The organism is Dehalococcoidia bacterium, assembly GCA_040902535.1.
Classification (GTDB): domain Bacteria; phylum Chloroflexota; class Dehalococcoidia; order DSTF01; family JACRBR01; genus JBBDXD01.
This window is the reverse complement of sequence record JBBDXD010000027.1, coordinates 1-21,741: the sequence shown is the minus strand read 5'-3', so window position 1 is coordinate 21,741 and position 21,741 is coordinate 1. Positions and strand designations below refer to the sequence as shown.

The window sequence follows — 21,741 nt, the reverse complement described above, 5'->3', positions numbered from 1 at the left end:
CCCCGAAAAGTGATTACACAGGTGAGCGCAATGAAGGTGACGTGTCTCCAGGAAAACCTGGCGAGAGGCCTTGGCATCGTCGGGCGAGCGGTGGCCGTGCGCAGCACGCTGCCGATAACGTCGAACGTCCTGATCTCGACCGATGGCGGGCGCATCAAGCTCGCGGCGACCAATCTCGATATCGCGCTGACGTGCTGGATTGGCGGCCAGATCGAGGAAGAAGGGGCGATCACCGTCCAGTCACGGCTGCTGAGCGATTTCGTGAACTCGCTGCCGCAGGACAAGATCGAACTGACGCTGGCGCCGCGGTCGAAGCAACTCAAGGTGAAATGCGCCCGCAACGAAGCGACGATCGGCGGCATCGATGCCGACGACTTCCCGCCGATCCCGGCGATCGAGGACGGCGGCACGCTGGAGATCGACCCGAAGGCGCTCCGCGAAGCGATCACGCAGGTCGTCTTTTCGGCCGCGACCGATGACTCGCGGCCGGTGCTGACGGGCGTCGACGTCGTGCTCGATGGTGACACGCTGACGTTGGCAGCCGCCGATGGCTTCAGGCTCGCCGTGCGGCATCTCAAGCTCAAGAAGAAGGTCGCCGAGAAGCAGGAAGTGATCGTGCCGGCGCGCGCGCTGTCCGAGTTGAATCGCCTGCTGCAGGACCAGGACGACCCGGTGCAGATGACGTTCAACGCGAACCGCACGCAGGTGCTGTTCCAGCTCAAGGACATCGAACTGGTGGCGCAGCTCATCCAGGGCACCTTCCCGGACTACAGCCGCCTGATCCCGAAAGAGTGGGGCAGTCGCGCCGTCGTGGAAGTGCGCGACTTCCTGCAGGAGACGAAGATCGCCTCGATCTTCGCGCGCGATGGCAGCGGCATCGTCCGCATCACCTTCGAAGGCGGCGAGGGCGGCGCGCCGGGCAAGATGACGATCGCCGCCCGTGCCGAAGAGATCGGCGACAACCACGGCGATCTGGACGCGCAGGTCGAAGGCGAAGCCTCTAAGATCGCCTTCAACGGCAAGTACCTGCAGGAAGTGCTGCAGGTACTCGATGGCGGGCGCGTTGCGCTCGAGACGACGGGGCCTTCACAGCCCGGCGTCATTCGCCCCGTGGACAGCGAGAACTACGTCCACGTCGTCATGCCGATGTTCGTGCAGTGGTGAGCTGAGGGCCCCTGGTGCTGGCAACGTTTGTTGCGAACCCCACACGAGAGTGTCGGGATATCCTCACATAACTGTCACCGACCTAAATGTGAGAATATCGACACATTGAGGATGAGCGTGTACAATGCCGGGAAATCCCCACATCTGAATAGGAGGGGTACCGGTGAGCGACCATCCCTATCGAATCTACAGCGCCCAATCACTGGGCTCGGGCATACGGCACTTTCGTAAGCAAGCTGGTCTCACGCAGAGCCAGCTAGCCGAGCTCTCCGGCGTAAGCCGGTACTACCTCTCGGAACTGGAACAGGGTAAGGAGACGGAGCAGGTCCGCCGGCTGCTGGAGATACTGAGGCATCTAGGGATCCGGATCACATTGCAGAAGGCAGATTGGTGATGCAGGGGCTTGCGGTCTGGCTATACGGCGCCGCGGTCGCAATGATTGAACGTCACCGGACACAGCTACGCCTGACCTACACCGACGAGGCACTTCGGAAGTACGAAGCCGGCACCCCCCTGCTTTCCGTGGCACTACCGTTGACGCCCAGCCACTATCCGAATTCGGTTGTGCGTTCGTTCCTCGACGGCTTACTACCCGAAGGCGACGTCCGGCGACTCATCGCGGCCGAACTGGATGTGCGCGAGAGTGATACCTACTCGCTCATAGAGGCATTGGGGCGGGAATGCGCGGGCGCACTCGTAATCCAACCCGTCGATTGGCCAGCACCTCCGCCACCGACAACGCTCCGTGCCGAACCGATGAGCCAGCGGGAGTTAGAGGAGCGCATCAGAAGTCTGAAGGATGCGCCGCTTGGCGTGGATGCTCGAGTGCGTCTGTCGCTCGCGGGTGTGCAGGAGAAACTCGTACTCACGCGCATGCCCGATGGATCGTGGGGAAGACCCGTTGACGGCACGCCCTCGACGCACATATTCAAGCCCGAAACCGCCGCTTATCCTGCCACCGTCGCAAACGAGGCGTTCTGCATGCGCGTCGCGAAACGCATGGGACTGCAGGTCGCGAATGTCGAGACTGCGACCATCGGCGGACGCGAGGTGTTGATCGTCGAACGCTACGACCGCGTAGTCCACCCGGATGGCAACGTCGAGCGGATCCATCAGGAGGATTTTTGTCAGGCGCTCGGGATCCATCCAACGAAAAAGTACCAGGCCGATGGTGGCCCTTCCTTGCGCCAGGTTGCGGCGATCCTTCGCGCGTCTGCCGATACGGATTCGCTCGAGAGGTTGCTACGTGCAGTGACGTTCAATGTGATCATCGGCAATGCGGACGCCCACGGAAAGAACTTTTCGATCATGCATGATGAGCTTGGCGTCCTCCGATTCGCACCATTGTATGACCTGATCTCGACACTGCTGTACGCAACCACCACAAGAGAGATGGCGATGTTCATCGACGACGTTCGGCGAATCGATCATGTCGCGGGCGAGCGTCTCGTGAACGAGGCATCGAGTTGGGGGCTCTCAAAACGTCGAGCGAACGAGATCGTTCAAGACATGGTGCAGCGCGCGCCATCCTCGGCGGATGCCATACAGAACGACATTCCGAACATGCCGCCCGAACTGCGCACCGTATTCGACAATCAACTGAAAGCTCTGCGCACGATGTCTTCCACTCATTGACGTGTGGATCCGGCGCGTCATTCCCCGTGGACAGCGAGAACTACGTCCACGTCGTCATGCCGATGTTCGTGCAGTGGTGAGCTAACAGCCGGCGAAGGGCGCGGCCTGCGGATCGTCTGCCTCGACGATGGCGTAGACGGTGACGGTGTCGCGCTCGAAGGCGGGGCGCACGTAGGTGCCGGGTGCGGGCGATGGCATCGGCCAGAAACGCTCGCGCGGGCCGCAGTACAGGTATTCGACGGGATACGCCGCGAGGACGTTCTCTTCTCCGGCGAGTGCGCGGAACCGCTCGCGCCACGCGGGGATGCGCTCTTCGTATACGTCCGGCGTGAAGACTTCCCAGTAGAAGTTATAGTACGCGGCCCGCATTTCGACCTGGCGTTGAAGCTCGATCGAAGGAACGTTCTCGACACCGAAATAGCGCGGATCGAGCCGCTCGAACGTCACGGCTTCGTCGTAGCCGTATGCCGTCTGGATGCGGAGGAAGCGGTCGATAAGCTCGTCGTCGCTCACGACGGGGTTATAGCCACCGATGATGTAGCCCGACGCCGGCGTCAGGTTGGCGAGCATGAGCGTCGTGATGACGCTCGGACTGGCGACGGTCTCACGGGTGCTGACGTTGTCCTCGATCCACTCGAAGGCGGCGTGCTCGTCGTCGCTCACGGCGTACGCGTCGTCGACGAGGGTCGTCACTCGCACCTGGAACGCCGCAAGGTATACGGACGCGAGCACGGCGGCGACGGCGAGGCCGCGCATCGCAAAACGCTGGCCGCCTTCGCCGAGCATGCGGTAGAACTCGGCGCCGCCGGCGATGAACGCCGGAATCGCGAACGCGGACCAGACCTGCGAACGGAAGTGCCATGACTGCGGCACGACGCCGTCGAACATCGCGAGCACCAGCGGCGCCACGAACAATGCGACGTAGAAGCCACCTTCGACCGTGCGGCGGCGCAGGAGCACGAACATAAATGGCAGACCGGCCAGGAGCCGGGCCAAGATCTCCGAAGTCTCTACCCAGATGATGCCGAGTTCGCCCTGGCCGACCCGGCCCTGGATATCCTCCGTCGACGTAAGACTCTTGTTGGCGACGATCGCAAACTCCGGCAGCGCGATGAGGACCGCCGCGATGCCCACGAGCAGCACGCGCCGCGCGGCATCGAAGTCGCGCCGCACGAGCAGCAGCCCGAGCCAGAACGCGATTGCGAGCGCGGCGGCCGACCAGTAGAAGACGTAGGAATAGACGAGCAGCGCCAGCGCGAGGGCAGCAACGACGCACCAGCGGAGTTCGCCGGTCTTCGCCGCGCGCGGAAGTGACCACGCGAGCGTGAAGAACGTCGCGAGCGTCACGATCGGCGACAGAAATCGCGTCCACGGCAAGAATTCACGGTCGGTCTGAAGCGTGAGGAACGGTTCGATGTACCGCCACATGTTGCGCGCCGTGTACTCGTCGAGACGGTACATGACGAGCCCGAAGAGCGCCGCAAGCGGCAGCGCGGACGCGGCGGCGAGCCTGGAGCCGGTCAGGTTGTACGCGAGCACGTAGAGCATCATGAACGCCGCAATGCCCATCACCGTGGAGACGACCGCGAGCGACTCGAAGGGTCCGCCAAACACGTGACCGCCCATGCCGATGAACTGCTGCCAGCCGGCGCCGGCCTGCAGCGAGTCGTTGCGGTGGTTCACCAGGTGCGGCGAGCGCACGGGCAACTCGCCGTCGTACGCATCGCGTAGCGTTACTGTCTGCAGCGCTTCGTCGGAGCCCATGCCCCAGGCGCCCCAGACGGAGACCGGTACGCGCGCGCCCTCCGGCGGGTCGGTGGTGAGCATCCACCAGCGCGGGAAGACGAGCAGGGCGCCGAGCGCGACCGCAAGCACGATGGCGAGGGCATGGCGCGCCAGCAGAGGGCGCACGTCGGCTACTTGCATGACGCGGGGGCGGTCGTCGGCTATCGGCAGTGACGCGGACCTGGACATCAGGCCGTCACCACTCCGCGTTGTTTGATCCGTTCCGTGACGCTGGCGGGAAGACGCCCCGTGCCCGCGAGCCACTCCACCGTCGTCTGCAGCCCGTCGGCGATGCTGACGGCCGGCGTGTGCGCGATCTCGCGCGTGGCCTTCGACGTATCGAAGTAGCGGTGGGTGCTGACGCCGTCGAGCGTGTCGCGCGTCATCGGCGGCTTGTCACCGAGCAACTTCTTGCCGAGCACGCGATTCTTGACGAGCCACATGGGCTCGAGCGCGTAGCAGGCGGCGCGTCCGGCAAGGTACGGCACGGACCAGCGCGGGCGTTCCGCGCCGAGCGCGTCGCACATGGCGTAGACGTAGTTGCGAAATGTCGTGTGCTCGGGGCCCAGCAGCAAGTACGCTTCGCCGTACCGCTCGCTCTCGCCCGCGGCGACGATGCCACCGACCACGTCGTTGATGAACACGGGGTGGAGCCTGTTCTCGCCGCTGCCGACGAAGGCGAACTGGCCCTTCGCCAGCTTGATCAGCATCTGCGTGACGCCGCCCCATTCGTCGTTGGGGCCGTAGATCCAGCCAGGCCGTACGGTGACGACGGGAAGGTCGGGGTACGAGCGGACGACCTCCTCGGCGAGCGCTTTGCTCTTGTGATAGAAGCTGAGGTGCTGGCCGAAGGGGTGCGCTTCGTCTACCGGGAAGTACTGGTAGCCGTGGCCGTAGACTCCGACCGAACTGCAGTACACGATCTTCGACGTGCCGTGCCGGCGCGCCGCTTCGAGCAAACTGCGCGTGCCGACGACGTTCGCCTGGTAGTAGTCGTCGTATGGCATACCCCAGTGGTCGCGACGCGCGGCGATGTGATAGACCCTGTCGATGCCCTCGAGCGCGCGGTCCAGCGACGCTGCGTCCTTCAGGTCGCCGTGCCGCACTTCGACCGCGTCGCCGAACATGGCGCGCGCCTTGTCGCGGTGGCGCGCGAAGATCGCGACGTCCGCCGATGCGGCGAGCCGGCGTGCGACGTGCTGGCCTACGAATCCGGTTGCGCCTGTTACGAGGACCTTCACACGATGCTCCCTTCGACCAGCGCCTCATCGGCCGCGCGCTGCGGTGCGCCGAACGTGCGCAGGCGGTTGTAGAGAAAGTTGCAGAAGAAGCCTGAACTCGCCCCGATCACTTGCGCGATAAGGATCGTCTCGGTTGCCAGCAGTACGATGTTGAACGCGGAGAGGTCAATAACGAACGCGCCGATGGCGGCGACGTGGATGTGCGCCATTCGTTTGCGGGTCGGGTTTGTCTTCCACGTAAACGCACAGTGCAGGAAAAAGTTGCGCATCAGCCCGATCTCGAAGTTGAGGATCCACATCGCGTTGAGCGTGAGGCGGTTGTAGTCGCCGACAAAAGATTCGTATCCCCAGATCATGATCTGCAGTGAGATGATCGACGCCGGGAGGCCGAAGGCGCCGCTGACGAGGAGGTAGCGCGTGAGCAGCTTGTGCTCGCCGTTGGCCCACGCCCTGTCCCAGAACGCGTGGGCGGTGCTCCTGGCTGATGATAAGGCTGGCGGCAGACCCATTTCGGTCCCTACTCGAGGGCGCCGGCGTTGGCCAGCGCGTTGAGAATCTCGTCCGGGTCGGGCGGACAGCCGGGCACGAACGTACCCTCGTAGCTCTCCGCGAGTTCGGCCGTGCAGTCGCCGATGAAGACGAGGCGGCCGTGGTCCTGCGGCACCACCGATTGCTCGCCCTTGAGCACGTCGACACGGCCGAACATGGCCTGCCGGATGATGCCGGGACCGTACTTCATGAGCTTCAACGGGTTCGACTTCACGGACTCCTTGGCGGTCGTCACGTGGAGGTCGCAGGCGTTGCAGGAGCGGATGTTCGACCAGATGCGCAATCCCATCAGCTTGTCGAACTCCGGCTGGTTCGGGCGGACGAACGGCGTGCGGATCTCGTCGGTTGGCATCCCGACCACAACGGGATCGCACGCCTCGGTCGTAGCGTAGGCGAGCATCGGAATCTCGTCCGGCTGAAAGCCCATGACGCCGGCGACGACCGTGTCGAACTCGACGAGGTCGGTGCCCGCGGCGAAGATCCCGGGTTTGTTGCGCGTGCCATGCGTGGGGCCGTTGCCTTCCATGCCCTCGACGCCGTCGAGGACCAGGAGGTGCGGCTTGAGGTATTTGCCAAGCACGCCCAGCGGCTCATCGACGCCGCGCTTGTGATTGTTCTTCTTCTCGTCGTAGTCGCAGATGCCCTGCTGGTTCTTCAGGCCGAGCGTGACGCCGCAGCGGACGTGCGTCTTCATCTTCGGGACGTTCACCCAGAAGTCCGCATCTAGGATGACGGTCGGGAGCGGGAGCTGCCCGTACGGCCACTCGATCGGCCGGCGCTCGGCCTGGTTGAGGTCGACCAGGTCGACGCCGAGGCGGGCGGCGAGATCAGTCATGCCGGAGTTCTTGAACACAAGCTCGACGGGGCGGTTCACCGACGGGCCATCGGCGATGACGATCTTATCGAAGCCGCGATCACGCAAGGCATCGTGGATCGCCTCGACGACCGCCGGATGCGTGGTGGTGCCGCTCAAGTCGCCGAACTGGTTGACCAGGTTCGGCTTGATGACGGCGCGCTTGCCTCGCGGGTCGGAACCGATCGCCGCGAGCGCGTTTTCCAGGTTCTGGCGAATCTCAGTTACGTCGTACCGGGGCTGTCGAGCCAGATACACTGCCACGCCGCACTTCCTTTCTCTTTTCTTGCCACATGTTTGCGCCGACATCGAGCATGGTGCTGGGGCTCATGAGCATGCTCGTGTAGGCGGCGTTCGCGAGCGGGCAGGCGCATTCTCCGCGCTTGATGCTGCGCCGCAGCGGGCTCGCCTCGTGGCCAAACCAGATGCGTTTGAAGTCGTAATCGTAGTCGCGCAGGTTGGCGATAGGTTCAGCGCGCACGGCACAGGTCCAGACGTCGCCGTTCGGCGCGATGTGCGTCGAAGCCCAGCCCGCGTAGCACGGCACAGCCTGCGCCTCGCGCTCCAGGTAGCGCTTCACCAGGTCGTAGTACTTGCGCCGGAACGCCTGGATCACCTTCGAGCGGCCTTCGTGCGCGTGCATGGCGCTCGACTCGATCAGCCGGTCGACGGCGTTGGCGTACGCATCGCGTTTCGGCGTAATGCCGGTGCCGATGGTGCCCAGTTCGACGCGCTCCTCGGCGATCTCGGAGATGAACGAGTCCGGCTTCATCTCGTTCACGACGAAGTCATGCAGCGTCGGAAAGTGATCGATATTGAAGTTCGAGATGACGGAGTGGACGCCGACGGTGAGGTTCGGGCGCTTCAGCGCGCGTAGCTGCTCATAGACGAGCATGACCTTGTCGAAGTTGCCCTTGATGCCGCGGAGTTCGTCGTGCTTTTCGCCGACGCCGTCGAGCGAGAGGTTGATCACCAGTTCGCTCTCGCTGCAGTAGTCGGCGATCGCGGCGACGCGTTCGGCGATCGGCCGCCAGACGAGCGAGTTGGTGGGAATGTTGATCTGCGCCGGGCGGCAGCGATCGTAGATGCTCTTGCAGATGTCGACGATGTCCTTGCGCATGAACGGTTCGCCGCCGCTGACGGTGAACCAGTACGGCGTCTTGCCCAGGGACTGGAAAATCTTGTCGAACTCCTCGACCGTCAGGTCCTGGCCTTCGCCGGGCGTGTGCTCGGCCCAGATATTGCACGTGAGGCAGCGCGAATTGCACGTGGAGATGATGCTGACGGCGACGTTGACGGGCATGACCTTCGGCCAGCCGAACCGCCGGAACATCCAGTAACGCGGGACCTGCGGCAGTAGTTGAAACATCAGGTCGACTCCTGCTCAATCGGGCGCTTCGTCGACTCAGCGACGCGCCACACCGTGTGGACTTCACCGCGCGAAACGTCGCGACGCGCCGCGATCTTGGCTGCGACCTCGAGCGCTGCGACCGCACAGAGCCAGTGCGGGCGGGAACGGCCCGGGCGATCGTGCAGCAGCGCGCGTATGACGAGCGCCGAGCTGGAGGTGCTGGGATGGTACCCCTCGCGTGCGGCGAGGAGGTGGCCGGCGTTGATGCGCCGCCGCTGGCGCATCCACTGGCGGACGCTGTTCGGGCCCCAGTTCCGGACGATGGCCTGGGGCTCGTAGACGCTCCGCAATCCGGCTTCCCGAGCGATCGCCTGGATGCTTACTTCGTCGACGGCGCTGGCGGCAGGGATCGCGGTCACGATCGGCTGGCCATGGAGCGCGCGCCGGAACGCGATCATCTCGCCGCACTTGGCCTCGGCGGAGCGTTCGTTGATCCAGTGGTGCATGCGCCACATGGTCTGGGCGGCGAATCCCACGAAGGTCGAAGGGTCGTTGAGGGGCACAGGGCGGCCGCCGACGACGCCCACGGTCTCGTCGCCCAGGCGTTGCACGAGCAGCGCCACTGCGCCGCGCTCCGGCATGACATCGCCGCTGATCAGCACGACGACATCGTGGCGTACTTCGTGCAGTCCGGCGTTGATCGCCGAAGCCTTGCCCTCGCGGCGCGCCTGCTCGATGACACGCACAGACGGGTGTGTCTCCGCGAATGACCGGGCGAGGCTGAGCGTCGCGTCGGTGCAGCCGCTGGCGACCACGACGATGTCGTCCACACCGCTCGTCGGCGCTTCGTCTGTCAGCCGGCGAAGCAGCCCTATGATGTTCTGTTCCTCGTTATGGGCGGGAACGATGGCGCTAGCGTTCAATCAAGGCCTCGTCGGAGAGCACTGCGGCGGCCGGGTTGTAGTGTTGCCCGTACGCCACGAACAGCTCTTCTCCGGCAGCCGAGGGCGACGGGACGCCGATGTGCGTCGTGAGGAACTCCTGCGGCACGGGATTCGTGAGCGCGCGTTCGCGATGGGCCGCGCGCAGCGCCATCAAATGACGCAGGAACACGCGGCCTTCGCGGACGGTCGCCTTGCTCACACCGGCGTTCCGCGAGTGGAACGCATACGGTACGTCGGCGATCTTGCTCCAGCGCCCGCGCACGAGCACTTCGAGGAGGATTTTGTAGCCCATGGGCTGAAGCTGTATGCCGGCTACGACCGAGCGTCGCAGGAGGAAGAAGCCGCTGAGCGGGTCCGTCGTCGGCCGCGTCGAAGGCAGGGCGCTGTGCGCGAGTTGCCGCGCTATCGCCGATACGGCGAAGCGGCCGGCGCCGTTGAAGCCGCGGAGGGTGAGTCCGTTCGTATAGCGGCTGCCGACGACAACATCGGCGGACGTGCGGATGGCAGCCGACAGCATCAGGGGCACGGCCGACGCGGGATGCTGCAAGTCGGCGTCCATCGTGCAGACGAACTTGCCGCGCGCGAGTTCGAAGCCGCGCACGACCGCCGTCGAAAGTCCGCCGGACCGCGTGAGCTGGCTGCGACGGAGGACCGCCGCACGGCAGTCTGACTCGCGAATCGCCTTCTGCAGCGCCTCGGGGGTGTTGTCGTCGGAGTCGTCGACGAAGATGATCTCCTTGGTGGAGCCGGGGACTGCCGCGCAGATACTCGTGAGCAGCGGACGCACGTTCTCGGCTTCATTTCGCGTAGGGATGACGAAGGAAAGCGAGGGCGCTTGCTCGTCCATGGCGCGTGTCCTTCCTACAACCAACATCCCGAGGAACGTCAGCACAGCCGAGTCATTACTCGGCCGACGGGGATATATGAGGTCAAAACCGTAGGACCGTCGGCTGCGGGGCGAACGTTGACAGAATACGCTCCGCTACCAATGGAGATCAAAGAGTTTCGTCAAGATGGGCCCCCGTCCGGCGAGCCGCCGGCGAAGCTAAGTCCGAACCTGGAGCCAGGCGTCATCGGGAGGTGCCGCGGCTGGCTGCCGCGCTGGGCGGACTCAAGCGGATGCCCGCTCTAGCCGCGAGATCGATGGCCCTGACCAACCGTTGCTGCCCTGCACGGGATACGGAGATGCGGGTCACCGGCCAGAGGCGCGGCCCGAAGGGCAGCATCGCGACCCGGCGTGACGGCGCGCGTTCAGTGCGTGGTGGCAGCGCCGCGAGACGGTCGTGGCGGCGTTCGTCATGAACCGCCCGGACGAAGAACGCGAACTGGCGCCGCAATGGATCGCCGAGCGTCAGGACGTCGCCGTCGAGGCGCTGCGCGGTGCGGCGAACCTGCGGGACATCCCGCTGCTCTAGCGTTTGAGGCCGGCGCTGCCGGTGACGGGCGGCACGATGTCCGGCGCCGGTTCGCCGGTGATCATGCGCTCGAACGTCGCCAGGGGAATGCGGTCGGCGGTGATGTAGTACCAACGCTCGTCGGCGACGGCATCGATGCCGCGCAGGTACGTCTCGTACACTACGCGGGTCACGTACATGTTGCGCGCGGGCACGTATGGCGTGCCGCTCGCGTCGACGTGCACCTCCCACTGGTGGTAGATGCCCGTCTCGATCTGATCGGCGCTGCCCTGGCCGAACAGCACGTACCGCTGACCAACGGTGTAGGGGAAGTGGCCGAGCCAGGCGGGGCACGGCGGGAAGGGGTCGCCGGGCCGTCGCGCCTCGTCGGCGCGAAGGGCGCGTTCCAATTGCGCCCGTCCTTCGGTATCGACGGTGATCGTGCTGGCGGCGCTGCCTCGATACGTCTTGATGACGGAGGCGGTCGCGCCGTAGCCGGTGAGGTCGAACGGCATCGCGGTTGCGGTCGGCGTGGGCGATTGGACGCGCGGGAACACGGGGTCAATCGTGGGCGTGGGCGATGCGGGCGCGGCCGTGGCGGTAGGCGTGGACGTAGCGCGAGGCGTCACGGTGGGCTGCGCGTTGAGCGGGCCATCGACCTCGGTGACGTCGACGAGGACGGCGACGTTCGTCTCAGCCATGATCTGCTCGAACATGGGCGGGCCGACGCTGCAGGCGAAGGCGTCGCGCGTCGGCGAAACGAAGGACGATAGGGCGAGCGCGGGCGCGAATAGCGCACCGATCAGCGCGATCAAAAGTTTCATCGCGCGACGTCCTTCAGACCGGCGCTGCCGGCATCGGGCGGCGCGATCGATGGGTCTCCGCGCAGGTTCCGTACGGCGCCGATCAGGCGCGCGAAGTCAACACGCGGCTCGGCGATGTGGTAGCCGTCGCCTTCTCCCCAGTTCTCGAATGCGAGGCCCTCGAAGTAACGGTGGTACGTGTCGGGCATCATGAGCAGCACGCCGCTGAACGCGCGCATGTGCTCGGGATCATCGAGCACGACGCCGGTGCCATCGATCGGAAACGTCATGAACGGGAACAGATCATCGAATACCGGCGTGTGGGCGTAGAAGAGCAAGTACGTGCGCCCGAGCATATAGCGTGGAAGGAAGCGGTCCAGTTCGCACGACGTGATCACGGGGCGACCCCCTTCTCCTTGGCGCAGCGCTTCCTCGATGTCGCGCCGCTGCGTCCAACCGTGTTCGATCGTAGCGGCCGGGCTTCCGGCGATGTTCTCGAGCAGGCTGAACGTCACGCCAATTCCCTCCAACACGAAATCGCTCGGAGGCACAGGCGTTGGCGACGCGACGGGTGGGGATGCTGGCGTGCGCACCGGGGGGAATGCGGAGTCATGAGTTGAGGTCGGTGTCGGCGAGAGTTGAGGCGTGACGGTGGGCGCCGTGTTTTTGGCGCTACCGACTGCTGAAGCCTGAACGATGGCGATATGCGAGACGTTGGCCATCGCTTCGATCGGACCGCCGGGCCAGCCACCGGTACAGGCAAGCGCCGTGGGCGGCTGTGAGGCGATGCCCGCGAGCGCGGCGGTCGCCAGCGCGCACGGAATCACGATGGCCGCCAACCAAGGGTATCGTGCAGTCATACGTCTCTCCGGCGCCCTGCGAAGGGGAAACGCCCGGGAGCGGGCAAAGGTTAACTAGCGAGTCATCGCGTCCTGGTCAGGGCGCGGGAAGAGCGCCGTTCGCGAAGCGGACCCGTGGCGTGACGCCGTGCGCTGCGGCGAGCTCCGTCGCGGCGATCTTCTTGCCGCCGGCGGCTTGCAACCGCATCGCGCGCAGGATGCCGCCCGCAAGCGCGACGTCGATCGTCTCTCCGACCGCGAGGACCGTGCCGGGCGGCTCGGGAGGGGCTTCGGGCGACATACGGGCGTCGAAGAACCTGACCTGCAGGTCGCCGAGCATGGCGTGGGCGCCGGGCTGCGGGTTGGAGCCGCGGACGAGGTTGTAGACGTCCTGCGCGGGCTGCGCCCAGTCGATCGCGCTCGTCGTGTCGTCGGCGGGCTGCTCGTAGGTCGCGCGGGTCTCGTCCTGCGTGATACGCGGCGCGTTGCCTTCGCGGACGAGGCGCACCGCTTCCGCCATGGCATCGACGCCGAGCGGGAACAGGTGGTCGAAGTACAGCGAAGCGACGGTATCGTCGGGGCCGACCGGGACCTCCTTCTGCAGCAGGATAGGGCCGGTATCGATGCCCTTGTCGACCCAGAAGACGGTGATCCCGGTGACGCCGTCGCCCTGCGCGATCGCCCAGTTGATCGACGAGCGGCCACGGTGCCGGGGCAGCAGCGACGGGTGGTACTGGATGGTGCCGAGCGGCGGCGCTTCCAGGACGCGCTCGGGCAGGATGTGGTTCACGAACGCCATGACGCAGAGGTCCGGTTTCGTCTCCGACCAGGCGTCGAGGACAGAGGACTTCTTGAGCTTGCCGGTCGGGAAGGGTGGCAGGCGGGCGGCTTCAGCGGCAGCCCACAGCGGGTCGGGACGCCCGGGCGCGCCCTCGATCGACGACACGGCGACGATCTGCTCGCCCTGATCGCGGAGGCGGGTAAAAACGGCTTCGCCGAAGGCGGCCTGGCCGATCAGTGCGATGCGCATTTAAGCATCACCTAGCAGTTCATGTAAGCGCGTAGCGATATCCATCGCACCATGGAGGATGGTGGAGATTTCGACCGTCTCTCCGTCTATGGCATACACAACGTGAAAGCGATCAACGATGATCTCGCGAGCTTCGAAGTCGCGGGTGTGGGGCAGTGTTCGTCCCATCCGCGGGAAGTCGCCCAAACGTTCAGTGGCCTGGACGATGCGGTCGACGACAGACTCCGCATGCTCGGGAGCGGCTAGCAGCATGTAAGCCGCGATATCGATCAGGCGTCGACTGGCTTCTGGCGACCAAACGATTCGCGCCACGTTCGCAGTCGCTCCTTGACTTCTTCGTGGCTGATACCTTCGCCGCGCCGCAACTCATCGAAGCCACGCCTGACGCTTGCCCGATTTTGAATCTCGAGGATGAGCACTTCCAATGGAGCGTCATCAGGCAATTGTTCAAGGAGTTCCCGAAGTTCCTGTTTGGCCGTCTTCATAGCGCCAGTATAAGCCACATGACGATACTCGGTTGGGACCGCGCGAAATCTACGGATACACGATCTCCCGTTCGAGTAACGCGCGGGCGATGACGACTCGCTGGATCTGGCTCGTGCCCTCGACGATCATGAGCTGGCGCGCGTCGCGGTAGTGGCGTTCGAGCGGGTGGTCCATCATGTAGCCCTGCGCGCCGAGGATCTGCATCGCGTCGCTCGACACTTTCACGCCGACTTCGGTCGCGTAGGCCTTCGCGATCGAGAGGTAGGCGGCGTGTTCGCGGTCATACAGGCCCTGGTCGACGCGCCACGCGCCCTGGTAGACGAGCAGCCGCGCCGCTTCGATCTGGATCGCCATGTCGGCGAACATGAACTGGATCGCCTGCAACTCTGCGATCGGCTTGCCGAACGCCTCGCGCTGACGCGCGAACTCCAGCGCGTACGACATCGCGCCCTCGGCGAGCCCGAGGCCGCGGGCGCCGACGACGGGCCGGCACGAGTTCAGCGTGAGCATCGCGTGGTTGAAGCCCTGGCCTTCTTCGCCGCCGATCAGGTTCTCACGGGGCACGCGCACGTCTTCGAAGACGATGTCGGCCGTCGGGACGCCGCGCACGCCCATCTTGCGGTCCTGGCCGGCGACCTTGAAGCCCGGCGCATCGCTCGGCACGATAAACGCGCTGATGCCCTTCGGGCCCGGCGTGCCGTTCGTGCGCGCGAACGCCACGACGTAGTCGGCGACGGTGCCGCCGGAGATGTACATCTTCTCGCCGTTGAGGATGTAGTCGTCGCCGTCTTTCTTCGCGCGCATCTCCAGGTTGCCGGCGTCGGAGCCGTGGTTGGGTTCGGTCAGGCAGAACGCGCCCTTGATCGAGCCGCTCGCGATGCCTTCGCCGATCCACTTCTTCTGGCGTTCGTCGCCGCCGATCATGACTGGCTGCGATGCCAGGGCCGACAGCAGCAGCATCAACCCCGAGGCGCAGCAATACTTCGCCGCCTCTTCGACGGCGAGGGCGAGCGGGAACATGCCGGCGCCGCTGCCGCCGTACTGCTTTGAGATCGTCAGGCCGGTGAGGCCGGTCTCCTTGAACGCAGCGAAGATGTCGTGCGGATACTCCTGCGTCTCGTCGATCTCCGCGGCGCGCGGCGCGATCTTCTGTTTGGCGATGCGGCGCGCCGTCTCCTGGATCAGGCGATGCTCTTCGGAAAGCTGGAATTCCATGCGTCGTTGGCCTCAGTTTGCGCGGACCTCGGGTAAGGGAGAGGGTACAGCGCAGGGGACAACAGACAACAGGGAGCAGACAACAGAGGGACGCGGACGGCTGTCTATTGTTATCGATTCTACGCTGTGGGGGTCTCGTAGAGCCGCGATTCGTGCGCGAGTTCGAAGCCGTGGCGCCGGTAGAGGCGTTCGGCGTCGCTGCCCGCGAGCGTACGCAGGCCGATGACGTCGCAGCCAGCGGCCTGGGCGTCGCGCAGCGCCGCGGCGAGCAGCGTCGTGGCGATGCCCTGGCGCCGGTGCGCTTTCTGCGTGCCGACGGCGTAGATGCCGGCCGTGGCACCGTCGACCAACAGGTGCGTAGTCGCCACCGGCTGGCCTTCGACGTATGCCAGGTAGAAACTGTTGCCGGGTTCGTTGATCGCCGCCAGCGTCGATGACATTGACAGCCGCCGCACCCACTTCTCACCGCCGGCGTGGAGACTGACGAACAGCGGCACGTCGTCGGGCTCGACGCGGCGCACGTCGATGGTGGGGTTCACGGGGATCGACGCAACGTCGCCGCGGAATACCATGGTGTGCCAGCGGTCGGTGGCGCGGAGACCACGCCGTTCGAGATGCTTCGCGACGCTTTTCGGGCGGTCGAGCGGCGTGAGCTGCGCCGCGGGATCGCAGTCAAACGCCCGCAGCAGTGCGAAGCCGATGTCGAGCAGCCCTTCGAGTTTAGCCTCCGTCGTATTGAACGCTTCGAGGCAGTTGAGGTCCGGGATAGGCGCATCGGATGTCATGGCCAGCACACCGCCGAGGTCGCGGTGCTCCGCCCAGCCCTGGGCGTTGCGCAGCCGCTCGTTGTTGATGATCCGCAGTGACACGACGGGGTCGAACGCCATGGCCGGATTGTAGATGGTCGTCATGGATAGTGTCGCCGGGCGTCCGGCGACCGATGACCGATAGTCAGTCCGGGCGGCCGGCCACCGCAATACGGTTGATGGACGCCGCGATGTAGCCCGCACCGAAGCCGTTATCGATGTTGACGACCGAGACGCCGGCCGCACAGGCGTTGAGCATGGCGAGGAGCGGCGCCAGTCCGTTGAAGCTCGCGCCGTAGCCGATGGACGTCGGCACGGCGATGACGGGTGACGATACGAGCCCCGCGACGACGCTGGGCAGCGCTCCCTCCATGCCGGCGACGACGACGAGCGCGCGCGCCTCGCGGATGGCGGGGAGTTGATCGAGCAGGCGGTGGATGCCGGCCACGCCCACGTCATACATGCGGCGCACGTCGTTGCCGATGATTTCCGCCGTCACGGCCGCCTCCTCCGCGACGGGCAGGTCGGCGGTGCCGGCGCAGAGCACGGCCACGCCGGGCTGCTTGAGCAGCGTCGCGCGCTCGACGGTGATGCACCGTGCGGCCTCGTGGTGCTTCGCATCGGGGACGGCGGCCAGCACGTCGCGTGCCGCTTCCGGCGAGATGCGCGTGATGAGCAGCCGATCGGCGCGGTCGAGCAGACGCGTGGCGATTTCGACGATCTGCGCCGGCGTCTTACCTTCGCCAAGGATCACTTCCGGCACCCAGTCGCGGAGCCCGCGGTGATGGTCGATCTTCGCGAAGCCGAGGTCCTCGTACGGCAGGTGGCGCAGTTCATCGACCGCCGCGTCGATGGCCAGACGGCCCTCGGCGACCGACGTCAGCAGGTCGCGCAGACGATGCTCTTCGATGGCTTCACTCCCGTGTGCAGATTCAACATGCCGGCGCGCTTCAATCATAGCATCGCCGACCGGGGCAGCTTCGCACGTCAGCCGTGGGAGTTGCTCGAAGGGCGATGTGAGCTTGACGGTGGGATCCGCCTTTGCACTTGCCGGTCGAGGCTCACGCGCGAATACTCGACGAATGCGCCTTGACGTGGGCCGTATCGCATTACACGCGACCGTGCTGCTCGCCTTGCTGGCCGTCTGCGCGACATTCTTCGCGCTCGCGCGGTGGGTCGATGGCACGTATTTCCTGCCGTTCGACAAGAAGCCCTCGATCTGGGTGCAGGACCTGGAAAGCGAGCCGGCGGATCGGCTGTTCGGCTTCGTCAACGACGTTGGCGACCTGCAGTGGATCGCCGCCGCGCTGATCGCGCTATTCGGGCTGCTCGTCGTGCGGGGCCGCCTGTTCGAGGCGGCGGTGGTGCTCGGCGCCGGCGCCATGCGATACGCACAGCTCGGCGTGCGGGAGATCGTCGACCGCCCGTTCTCGTGGGACGAGCCGCCGGTACCGGTGCGCGTCTTCCCGAATGAGGACAGCTTTCCGAGCGGCACGTTCATGGGTGAAGTGTTGGCGTACGGCCTGATCTTCGCGTTTATCCCGCGGATCGTGCCGTGGCAGCCAATCGTCTGGATTGTGCGGATGTTCTGCGTGTTCATCATCGTCGTTGGCGGGCCGGCGCGTCTCTACACGGGTGCGCACTGGACGAGCGACCTCATCGGCTCGCTGCTGCTTGCATCGATGTACCTGATCCCGGCGCTCTGGCTCGACAACGTGCTCCGCGAGCGCACGCGCGGAGAGTCGCCCGGCGTACTGACGCGGTCCCGGTTCCGCCCGCTGGCCGTTGACGACGCCATGCCGGAGCCGGTGCAGAACGCCCCCCGGCCGTAGGACAATTAGGTGGCACAGCTCAGTCATGCCAGCCCGCCTTCGATGCACGCGGAACGTCAGCCTGATAGCGAACTGACACTCCCCGGCGGGCTGGTTCTACGGAGCGGCACGTGCCACTTCGCCATAGTGGCGAGATGGAGCCGCAACACCGGCCTTACGACTGCGTCGTCATCGGCGGCGGCCCGGCGGGACTTTCTGCCGCGATCTACCTCGCGCGCTACAACCGCAGCGTGATCGTCGCGGACCACGGCAGCGGGCGCTCGACGACGCACGAGACGAACGAGAACTACCTCGGCTTTCCGGATGGCATCCGCTCGACCGAGCTGCGCGACCTTGGGAAGCGCCAGGCGGAGCGTTTCGGCGCGGAGTTCATCGACTGCAAGATCGCGGAGGTGTCGCGCACGGAAGATGGCTTCCGCGCCGCGTGCGACGGCGTTGAATTGCACGGGCGTACGCTGATCTTCGCGACGGGCGTGCGTGACTATCTGCCGGAGTTCGAGAACGCCGACGTCGACGATTTTTTCGGCAGGTCGCTGTTCTGGTGCATCACATGCGACGGTCACAAGGTGCGCAACCGGCGCGTAGTCGTCGTCGGGCGCGACGATGAAGCGGCGACGACGACGCTCCAGTTCCTCAACTTCACGCCGCAGCTCACGATGGTCACCAATCGTCCGCCGGGCGGCAACCTGATCAGCGACAAGAAGCAGCAGCAGCTTGCCGCCGCGGACATCACGCTGATCGAGGGGCGCGTGAAGAAGGTCTACGGCGAGGATGGTTTCATGAACGTTGTCGAACTCGACGATGGACGCACGCTCGATGTCGACTTCATGTTCAGCCAGCAGGGCGCGCGCCCGAACACGCTGCTCGCGCGGCCGCTCGGCGTCGAACTCGACCAGGTGGGCTACATCAAGGTGGACCAGGAGCAACGCACGAACGTAGCGATGGTGTTCGGCGCGGGCGACGTGACGCGCGAATACGCGCATCAGATCGTCACCGCCGCGCACGAGGGTTCGACGGCCGCGTGCACGGCGAACTACGAGCTGTACAGGCCGGAGCAGCGGAGCTAGCGGTTGGGGGTTGGACGTTAGGAGTTGGGGGCCGCGCTGCTGCTCAACCGCTCATCTCCGATCGTCTATGGCCTGATACGATGGCGGCGTGAGCACACCGAGCGCAGATCGACCAGACATGCCCGACGGCTACGGCATCGCGCGCGACGGGAGCGGCGCCGAGATCTTGTCGTGGGAGCAGATCGAGCAGTGGCTGCGGGACGCGCGCAACTATTGGATTATCAGCACCAACGCCGACGGCACGCCACATGCCATGCCGGTGTGGGGGTTGTGGTTCGACGGCGCCGCCGCCTTCGCGACGAGTCGCGAGTCTCGCAAGGGGCGCAATCTCGCCGAGCGTCCGGACGGGATCGTCCACCTCGAAAGCGGCGATAACGTCGTCATCCTGCACGGCAAGGTGGCTGAGATGACAGGCCGGGCGCAACTCGAGCGCATGGCCGACGCGTACGAGAAGAAGTACGACATGCGCCCGGACCCGCATGACCCCGGCAATATCACGTACGCGCTCTCGCCGACGAAAGCGCTGACGTGGCTCGAACACGACTTTCCGAACACGGCGACGCGTTGGCGGTTCGAGTCGAGTTCTCAGTCATAAGTTGTCAGTTCTAAGTTCGAGGCTCCAGGTTCTTTCTCGGTCCTGATCTGCGGCCTCCCAGGGCATGTCTTACTCACGTATTCCCCGATAAGCGCCGCTTCCTTCATCTCCTATACTTGACGGCACGATGAAGCATCCGTTCACGAAGGCGCTCGAAGAACGCGTCCTGCTCGCCGATGGCGCCATGGGCACGCTGCTGCACACGCGCGGCGTCCCGCAGTCGGCATGTCTCGAAGCACAGGTGATCGACGGCGCGGACATCGTGCGGCGGATCCACGAGGATTACATCGCCGCCGGCGCCGACATCATCGAGACGAACACCTTCGGTGGGAACCGGTATCGGCTCGCGAAGCACCACCTCGAAGGCAAGGTGCACGAGATCAACTTCCGCGCCGCCAAGCTCGCCCGCGACGCGCGCGAGATCAGCGGCCACCCGGTCTTCATCGCCGGGGCGGTGGGCCCGACGGGGCGCATGCTCAAGACGCTGGGCGATATCAAGCCGCAGGAGGTGCGCGATGCCTTCCGCGAGCAGGTCGACGCGCTGCTCGAACAAGGCGTCGACCTCTTCATCCTCGAGACGTTCCCGGACATTCTCGAACTGACGGAGGCGATCGGCGCGATCAAGGCAGCCTGCGACCTGCCGATCGTCGCGCAGATGACGTTCCAGCGCGACGGGCGGACGATCGGCGGCGAACCGCCTGACGAGGTGGCGAACGTCGCCGCGTCGTTAGGCGCCGAGGTCGCGGGGATCAACTGCAGCCTGGGGCCGCAGTCGGCGCTGGAAGTCGTGGAGCAGATGTCGGCAAACACGGCGATCCGCGTGTCGGCGATGCCCAACGCGGGACTGCCGCGCTTCATGGACGGGCGCCTCGTGTATCCATCGACGCCGGAATACTTCGCCGAGTACACGCGCAAGCTCGTCGAGGCGGGCGCGAACATCATCGGCGGCTGCTGCGGGACGACGCCGGAGCACACGTCGCGCATGCGCGAAGCGCTCGCGGGCGAATGGAACACGCGCGGCCGCGCGAAGACGCAGATCGCCGTGCCGGCCGTCGCGCCGGCGCCGCAGAAGGCTGATGAAGGCGAAAAGCGACGCACACTGCGGCAGAAGCTGGCCGCAGGCGAGTTCGTCGTCAGCGTGGAGCTTGATCCGCCGCGCGGACTCAACCCGCGCAAGGTGCTGGAAGGCGCGGCGTATCTGAAGGACCTCGGCGTCGACACGATCAACATTGGCGACAGCCCGATGGCGCGCGTGCGCATGAGCGCGATCGCGCTGGCGGTGCTCGTCGAGCAGCGCTGCGGCATCGAGCCGATCATTCACTTCACGTCGCGCGACCGTAACCTGATGGCGATCCAGAGCGACCTGCTCGGCGCGCACGCGCTGGGGATTCGCAACGTGATCGCGTTGACGGGCGACCCGCCGTCGTCGGGTGACTACTCGCGGGCGACGGGCGTGTGGGACGTCGACTCGATCGGCTTCATCAAGATCCTCAAGCAACTCAACAGCGGCACGGACTGGGCCGGCAACTCGATCGGCAAGGGGACGGACTTCTGGGTGGCGTGCGCGGCGAATCCCACCGCGGACAACCTCGACCTGGAAGTCGACCGCGTGCGGCGCAAGCTCGAAGCTGGCGCCGACGCGCTGATGACGCAGCAAATCTACAGCGCCGGCCTGCTCGAGAACTTTCTTGAGCGGCTCGGAGCGATCAGCGTGCCCGTGCTCGTCGGCATCATGCCGCTGCAGAGCTATCGGCATGCCGAGTTCATTCACAACGAGCTGGCGGGCGTCTTCGTGCCGGACGACGTGCGCGAGCGCATGCGCCTGGCGGGCGAGAACGGCATCGCGGAGGGCATCACGCAGGCGCGTGAGCTGCTGGAAGCGTGCCGGTCGATGGTACAGGGCACGTACCTCGTGCCGTCGTTCGGACGCGTCGAGGTGGTGGGCGAGTTGGTGACGCTGGCGAAGGCGCGGTCATCCTGAGAGCGCAGTGATCCCCGTTCGCCTATCAATTATGCTCATCAGCATTGACAATTGGTGTCGTTGTCGATACTCACAGGCAACACCACCTCGTGGGGGGGCGACCCGTCACGAGCCCAACGAGGCTGCCTTCAGGCGGCCTTGTTCCATATACGGGGGGGGGGGGGGGGGGGG

Annotated in this window: 22 protein-coding genes; 7 read left to right on the top strand and 15 right to left on the bottom strand. The window is 65.5% G+C overall.

From position 1 onward, the window contains the following. The first annotated feature begins 9 nt into the window (after window positions 1-9). Both dnaN and WEB52_14855 read left to right on the top strand, forming a co-directional pair. The gene (dnaN, locus tag WEB52_14860; protein ID MEX2227716.1) at window positions 10-1,164 is read left to right on the top strand and encodes a DNA polymerase III subunit beta; all 1,155 of its coding nucleotides are present in this window, start codon (window positions 10-12) and stop codon (window positions 1,162-1,164) included. Window positions 1,165-1,557: 393 nt separating this feature from the next. Continuing rightward, window positions 1,558-2,799 carry a HipA domain-containing protein gene (locus tag WEB52_14855; GenBank protein ID MEX2227715.1) on the top strand — a complete coding sequence of 414 codons (1,242 nt, stop codon included), beginning with the start codon at window positions 1,558-1,560 and terminating at the stop codon, window positions 2,797-2,799. 81 nt (window positions 2,800-2,880) lie between these two features. Here WEB52_14855 and WEB52_14850 read toward each other — a convergent pair whose 3' ends face one another. From WEB52_14850 to WEB52_14820, 7 genes are read right to left on the bottom strand one after another with little or no spacing between them, the layout of a single operon-like run. Further along, window positions 2,881-4,773: a hypothetical protein gene (locus WEB52_14850; GenBank protein ID MEX2227714.1), complete on the bottom strand. Its 1,893-nt coding sequence runs from the start codon at window positions 4,771-4,773 to the stop codon at window positions 2,881-2,883. Continuing rightward, a complete protein-coding gene (locus WEB52_14845; GenBank protein ID MEX2227713.1) occupies window positions 4,773-5,825 on the bottom strand; it encodes an NAD-dependent epimerase/dehydratase family protein in 1,053 nt (350 codons plus the stop codon). The genes WEB52_14850 and WEB52_14845 overlap by 1 nt, the downstream gene beginning before the upstream one ends. After that, window positions 5,822-6,334 carry a GtrA family protein gene (locus tag WEB52_14840; protein MEX2227712.1) on the bottom strand — a complete coding sequence of 171 codons (513 nt, stop codon included), beginning with the start codon at window positions 6,332-6,334 and terminating at the stop codon, window positions 5,822-5,824. Before WEB52_14840 ends, WEB52_14845 begins: the two co-directional genes overlap by 4 nt. Before the next feature lie 8 nt (window positions 6,335-6,342). Next, window positions 6,343-7,491: a DUF362 domain-containing protein gene (locus WEB52_14835; GenBank protein ID MEX2227711.1), complete on the bottom strand. Its 1,149-nt coding sequence runs from the start codon at window positions 7,489-7,491 to the stop codon at window positions 6,343-6,345. Further along, complete coding sequence (locus WEB52_14830) at window positions 7,448-8,596, bottom strand: radical SAM protein (protein MEX2227710.1); 1,149 nt, start codon at window positions 8,594-8,596, stop codon at window positions 7,448-7,450. Before WEB52_14830 ends, WEB52_14835 begins: the two co-directional genes overlap by 44 nt. Then, window positions 8,596-9,501, bottom strand: a complete 906-nt coding sequence (locus WEB52_14825; GenBank protein ID MEX2227709.1) for a glycosyltransferase — start codon at window positions 9,499-9,501, stop codon at window positions 8,596-8,598. The genes WEB52_14830 and WEB52_14825 overlap by 1 nt, the downstream gene beginning before the upstream one ends. Beyond that, on the bottom strand, window positions 9,491-10,369 hold the full coding sequence (locus WEB52_14820) for a polyprenol monophosphomannose synthase (GenBank protein ID MEX2227708.1): 879 nt from the start codon (window positions 10,367-10,369) through the stop codon (window positions 9,491-9,493). The genes WEB52_14825 and WEB52_14820 overlap by 11 nt, the downstream gene beginning before the upstream one ends. Window positions 10,370-10,805: 436 nt before the next feature. Here WEB52_14820 and WEB52_14815 point away from each other — a divergent pair, with 436 nt between their 5' ends. Continuing rightward, entirely contained in the window at window positions 10,806-10,937 is a 132-nt protein-coding gene (locus tag WEB52_14815) for a hypothetical protein (protein MEX2227707.1), read from the top strand. Here WEB52_14815 and WEB52_14810 read toward each other — a convergent pair. The 8 genes from WEB52_14810 to larB all read right to left on the bottom strand — a co-directional run bounded on the left by WEB52_14810 (window position 10,934) and on the right by larB (window position 17,005). After that, window positions 10,934-11,740 carry a hypothetical protein gene (locus WEB52_14810; GenBank protein MEX2227706.1) on the bottom strand — a complete coding sequence of 269 codons (807 nt, stop codon included), beginning with the start codon at window positions 11,738-11,740 and terminating at the stop codon, window positions 10,934-10,936. The genes WEB52_14815 and WEB52_14810 overlap by 4 nt on opposite strands. Then, window positions 11,737-12,234 carry a hypothetical protein gene (locus tag WEB52_14805; GenBank protein MEX2227705.1) on the bottom strand — a complete coding sequence of 166 codons (498 nt, stop codon included), beginning with the start codon at window positions 12,232-12,234 and terminating at the stop codon, window positions 11,737-11,739. The genes WEB52_14810 and WEB52_14805 overlap by 4 nt, the downstream gene beginning before the upstream one ends. A gap of 421 nt (window positions 12,235-12,655) precedes the next feature. Next, window positions 12,656-13,588 carry a methionyl-tRNA formyltransferase gene (locus WEB52_14800; protein ID MEX2227704.1) on the bottom strand — a complete coding sequence of 311 codons (933 nt, stop codon included), beginning with the start codon at window positions 13,586-13,588 and terminating at the stop codon, window positions 12,656-12,658. Further along, window positions 13,589-13,900 (bottom strand): type II toxin-antitoxin system RelE/ParE family toxin, encoded by a 312-nt coding sequence (locus WEB52_14795; protein MEX2227703.1) that lies wholly within the window; start codon window positions 13,898-13,900, stop codon window positions 13,589-13,591. It abuts the gene before it with no gap. Beyond that, window positions 13,858-14,073, bottom strand: coding sequence for a hypothetical protein (locus WEB52_14790; GenBank protein ID MEX2227702.1), 216 nt, complete (start codon window positions 14,071-14,073; stop codon window positions 13,858-13,860). Before WEB52_14790 ends, WEB52_14795 begins: the two co-directional genes overlap by 43 nt. Before the next feature lie 49 nt (window positions 14,074-14,122). Continuing rightward, window positions 14,123-15,289 (bottom strand): acyl-CoA dehydrogenase family protein, encoded by a 1,167-nt coding sequence (locus tag WEB52_14785; protein ID MEX2227701.1) that lies wholly within the window; start codon window positions 15,287-15,289, stop codon window positions 14,123-14,125. 119 nt (window positions 15,290-15,408) lie between these two features. Further along, window positions 15,409-16,200 (bottom strand): GNAT family N-acetyltransferase, encoded by a 792-nt coding sequence (locus tag WEB52_14780; GenBank protein MEX2227700.1) that lies wholly within the window; start codon window positions 16,198-16,200, stop codon window positions 15,409-15,411. 40 nt (window positions 16,201-16,240) lie between these two features. After that, entirely contained in the window at window positions 16,241-17,005 is a 765-nt protein-coding gene (gene larB / locus WEB52_14775; protein MEX2227699.1) for a nickel pincer cofactor biosynthesis protein LarB, read from the bottom strand. Window positions 17,006-17,177: 172 nt separating this feature from the next. Between larB and WEB52_14770 the strand changes: the two genes are divergently transcribed. The 4 genes from WEB52_14770 to WEB52_14755 all read left to right on the top strand — a co-directional run bounded on the left by WEB52_14770 (window position 17,178) and on the right by WEB52_14755 (window position 21,570). Continuing rightward, a complete protein-coding gene (locus WEB52_14770; GenBank protein ID MEX2227698.1) occupies window positions 17,178-17,927 on the top strand; it encodes a phosphatase PAP2 family protein in 750 nt (249 codons plus the stop codon). A gap of 110 nt (window positions 17,928-18,037) precedes the next feature. Continuing rightward, window positions 18,038-18,994 carry an NAD(P)/FAD-dependent oxidoreductase gene (locus WEB52_14765; GenBank protein ID MEX2227697.1) on the top strand — a complete coding sequence of 319 codons (957 nt, stop codon included), beginning with the start codon at window positions 18,038-18,040 and terminating at the stop codon, window positions 18,992-18,994. Window positions 18,995-19,082: 88 nt separating this feature from the next. Further along, on the top strand, window positions 19,083-19,589 hold the full coding sequence (locus WEB52_14760; GenBank protein ID MEX2227696.1) for a pyridoxamine 5'-phosphate oxidase family protein: 507 nt from the start codon (window positions 19,083-19,085) through the stop codon (window positions 19,587-19,589). Between the two features lie 127 nt (window positions 19,590-19,716). After that, window positions 19,717-21,570 carry a bifunctional homocysteine S-methyltransferase/methylenetetrahydrofolate reductase gene (locus WEB52_14755; GenBank protein ID MEX2227695.1) on the top strand — a complete coding sequence of 618 codons (1,854 nt, stop codon included), beginning with the start codon at window positions 19,717-19,719 and terminating at the stop codon, window positions 21,568-21,570. Window positions 21,571-21,741 lie beyond the last annotated feature (171 nt).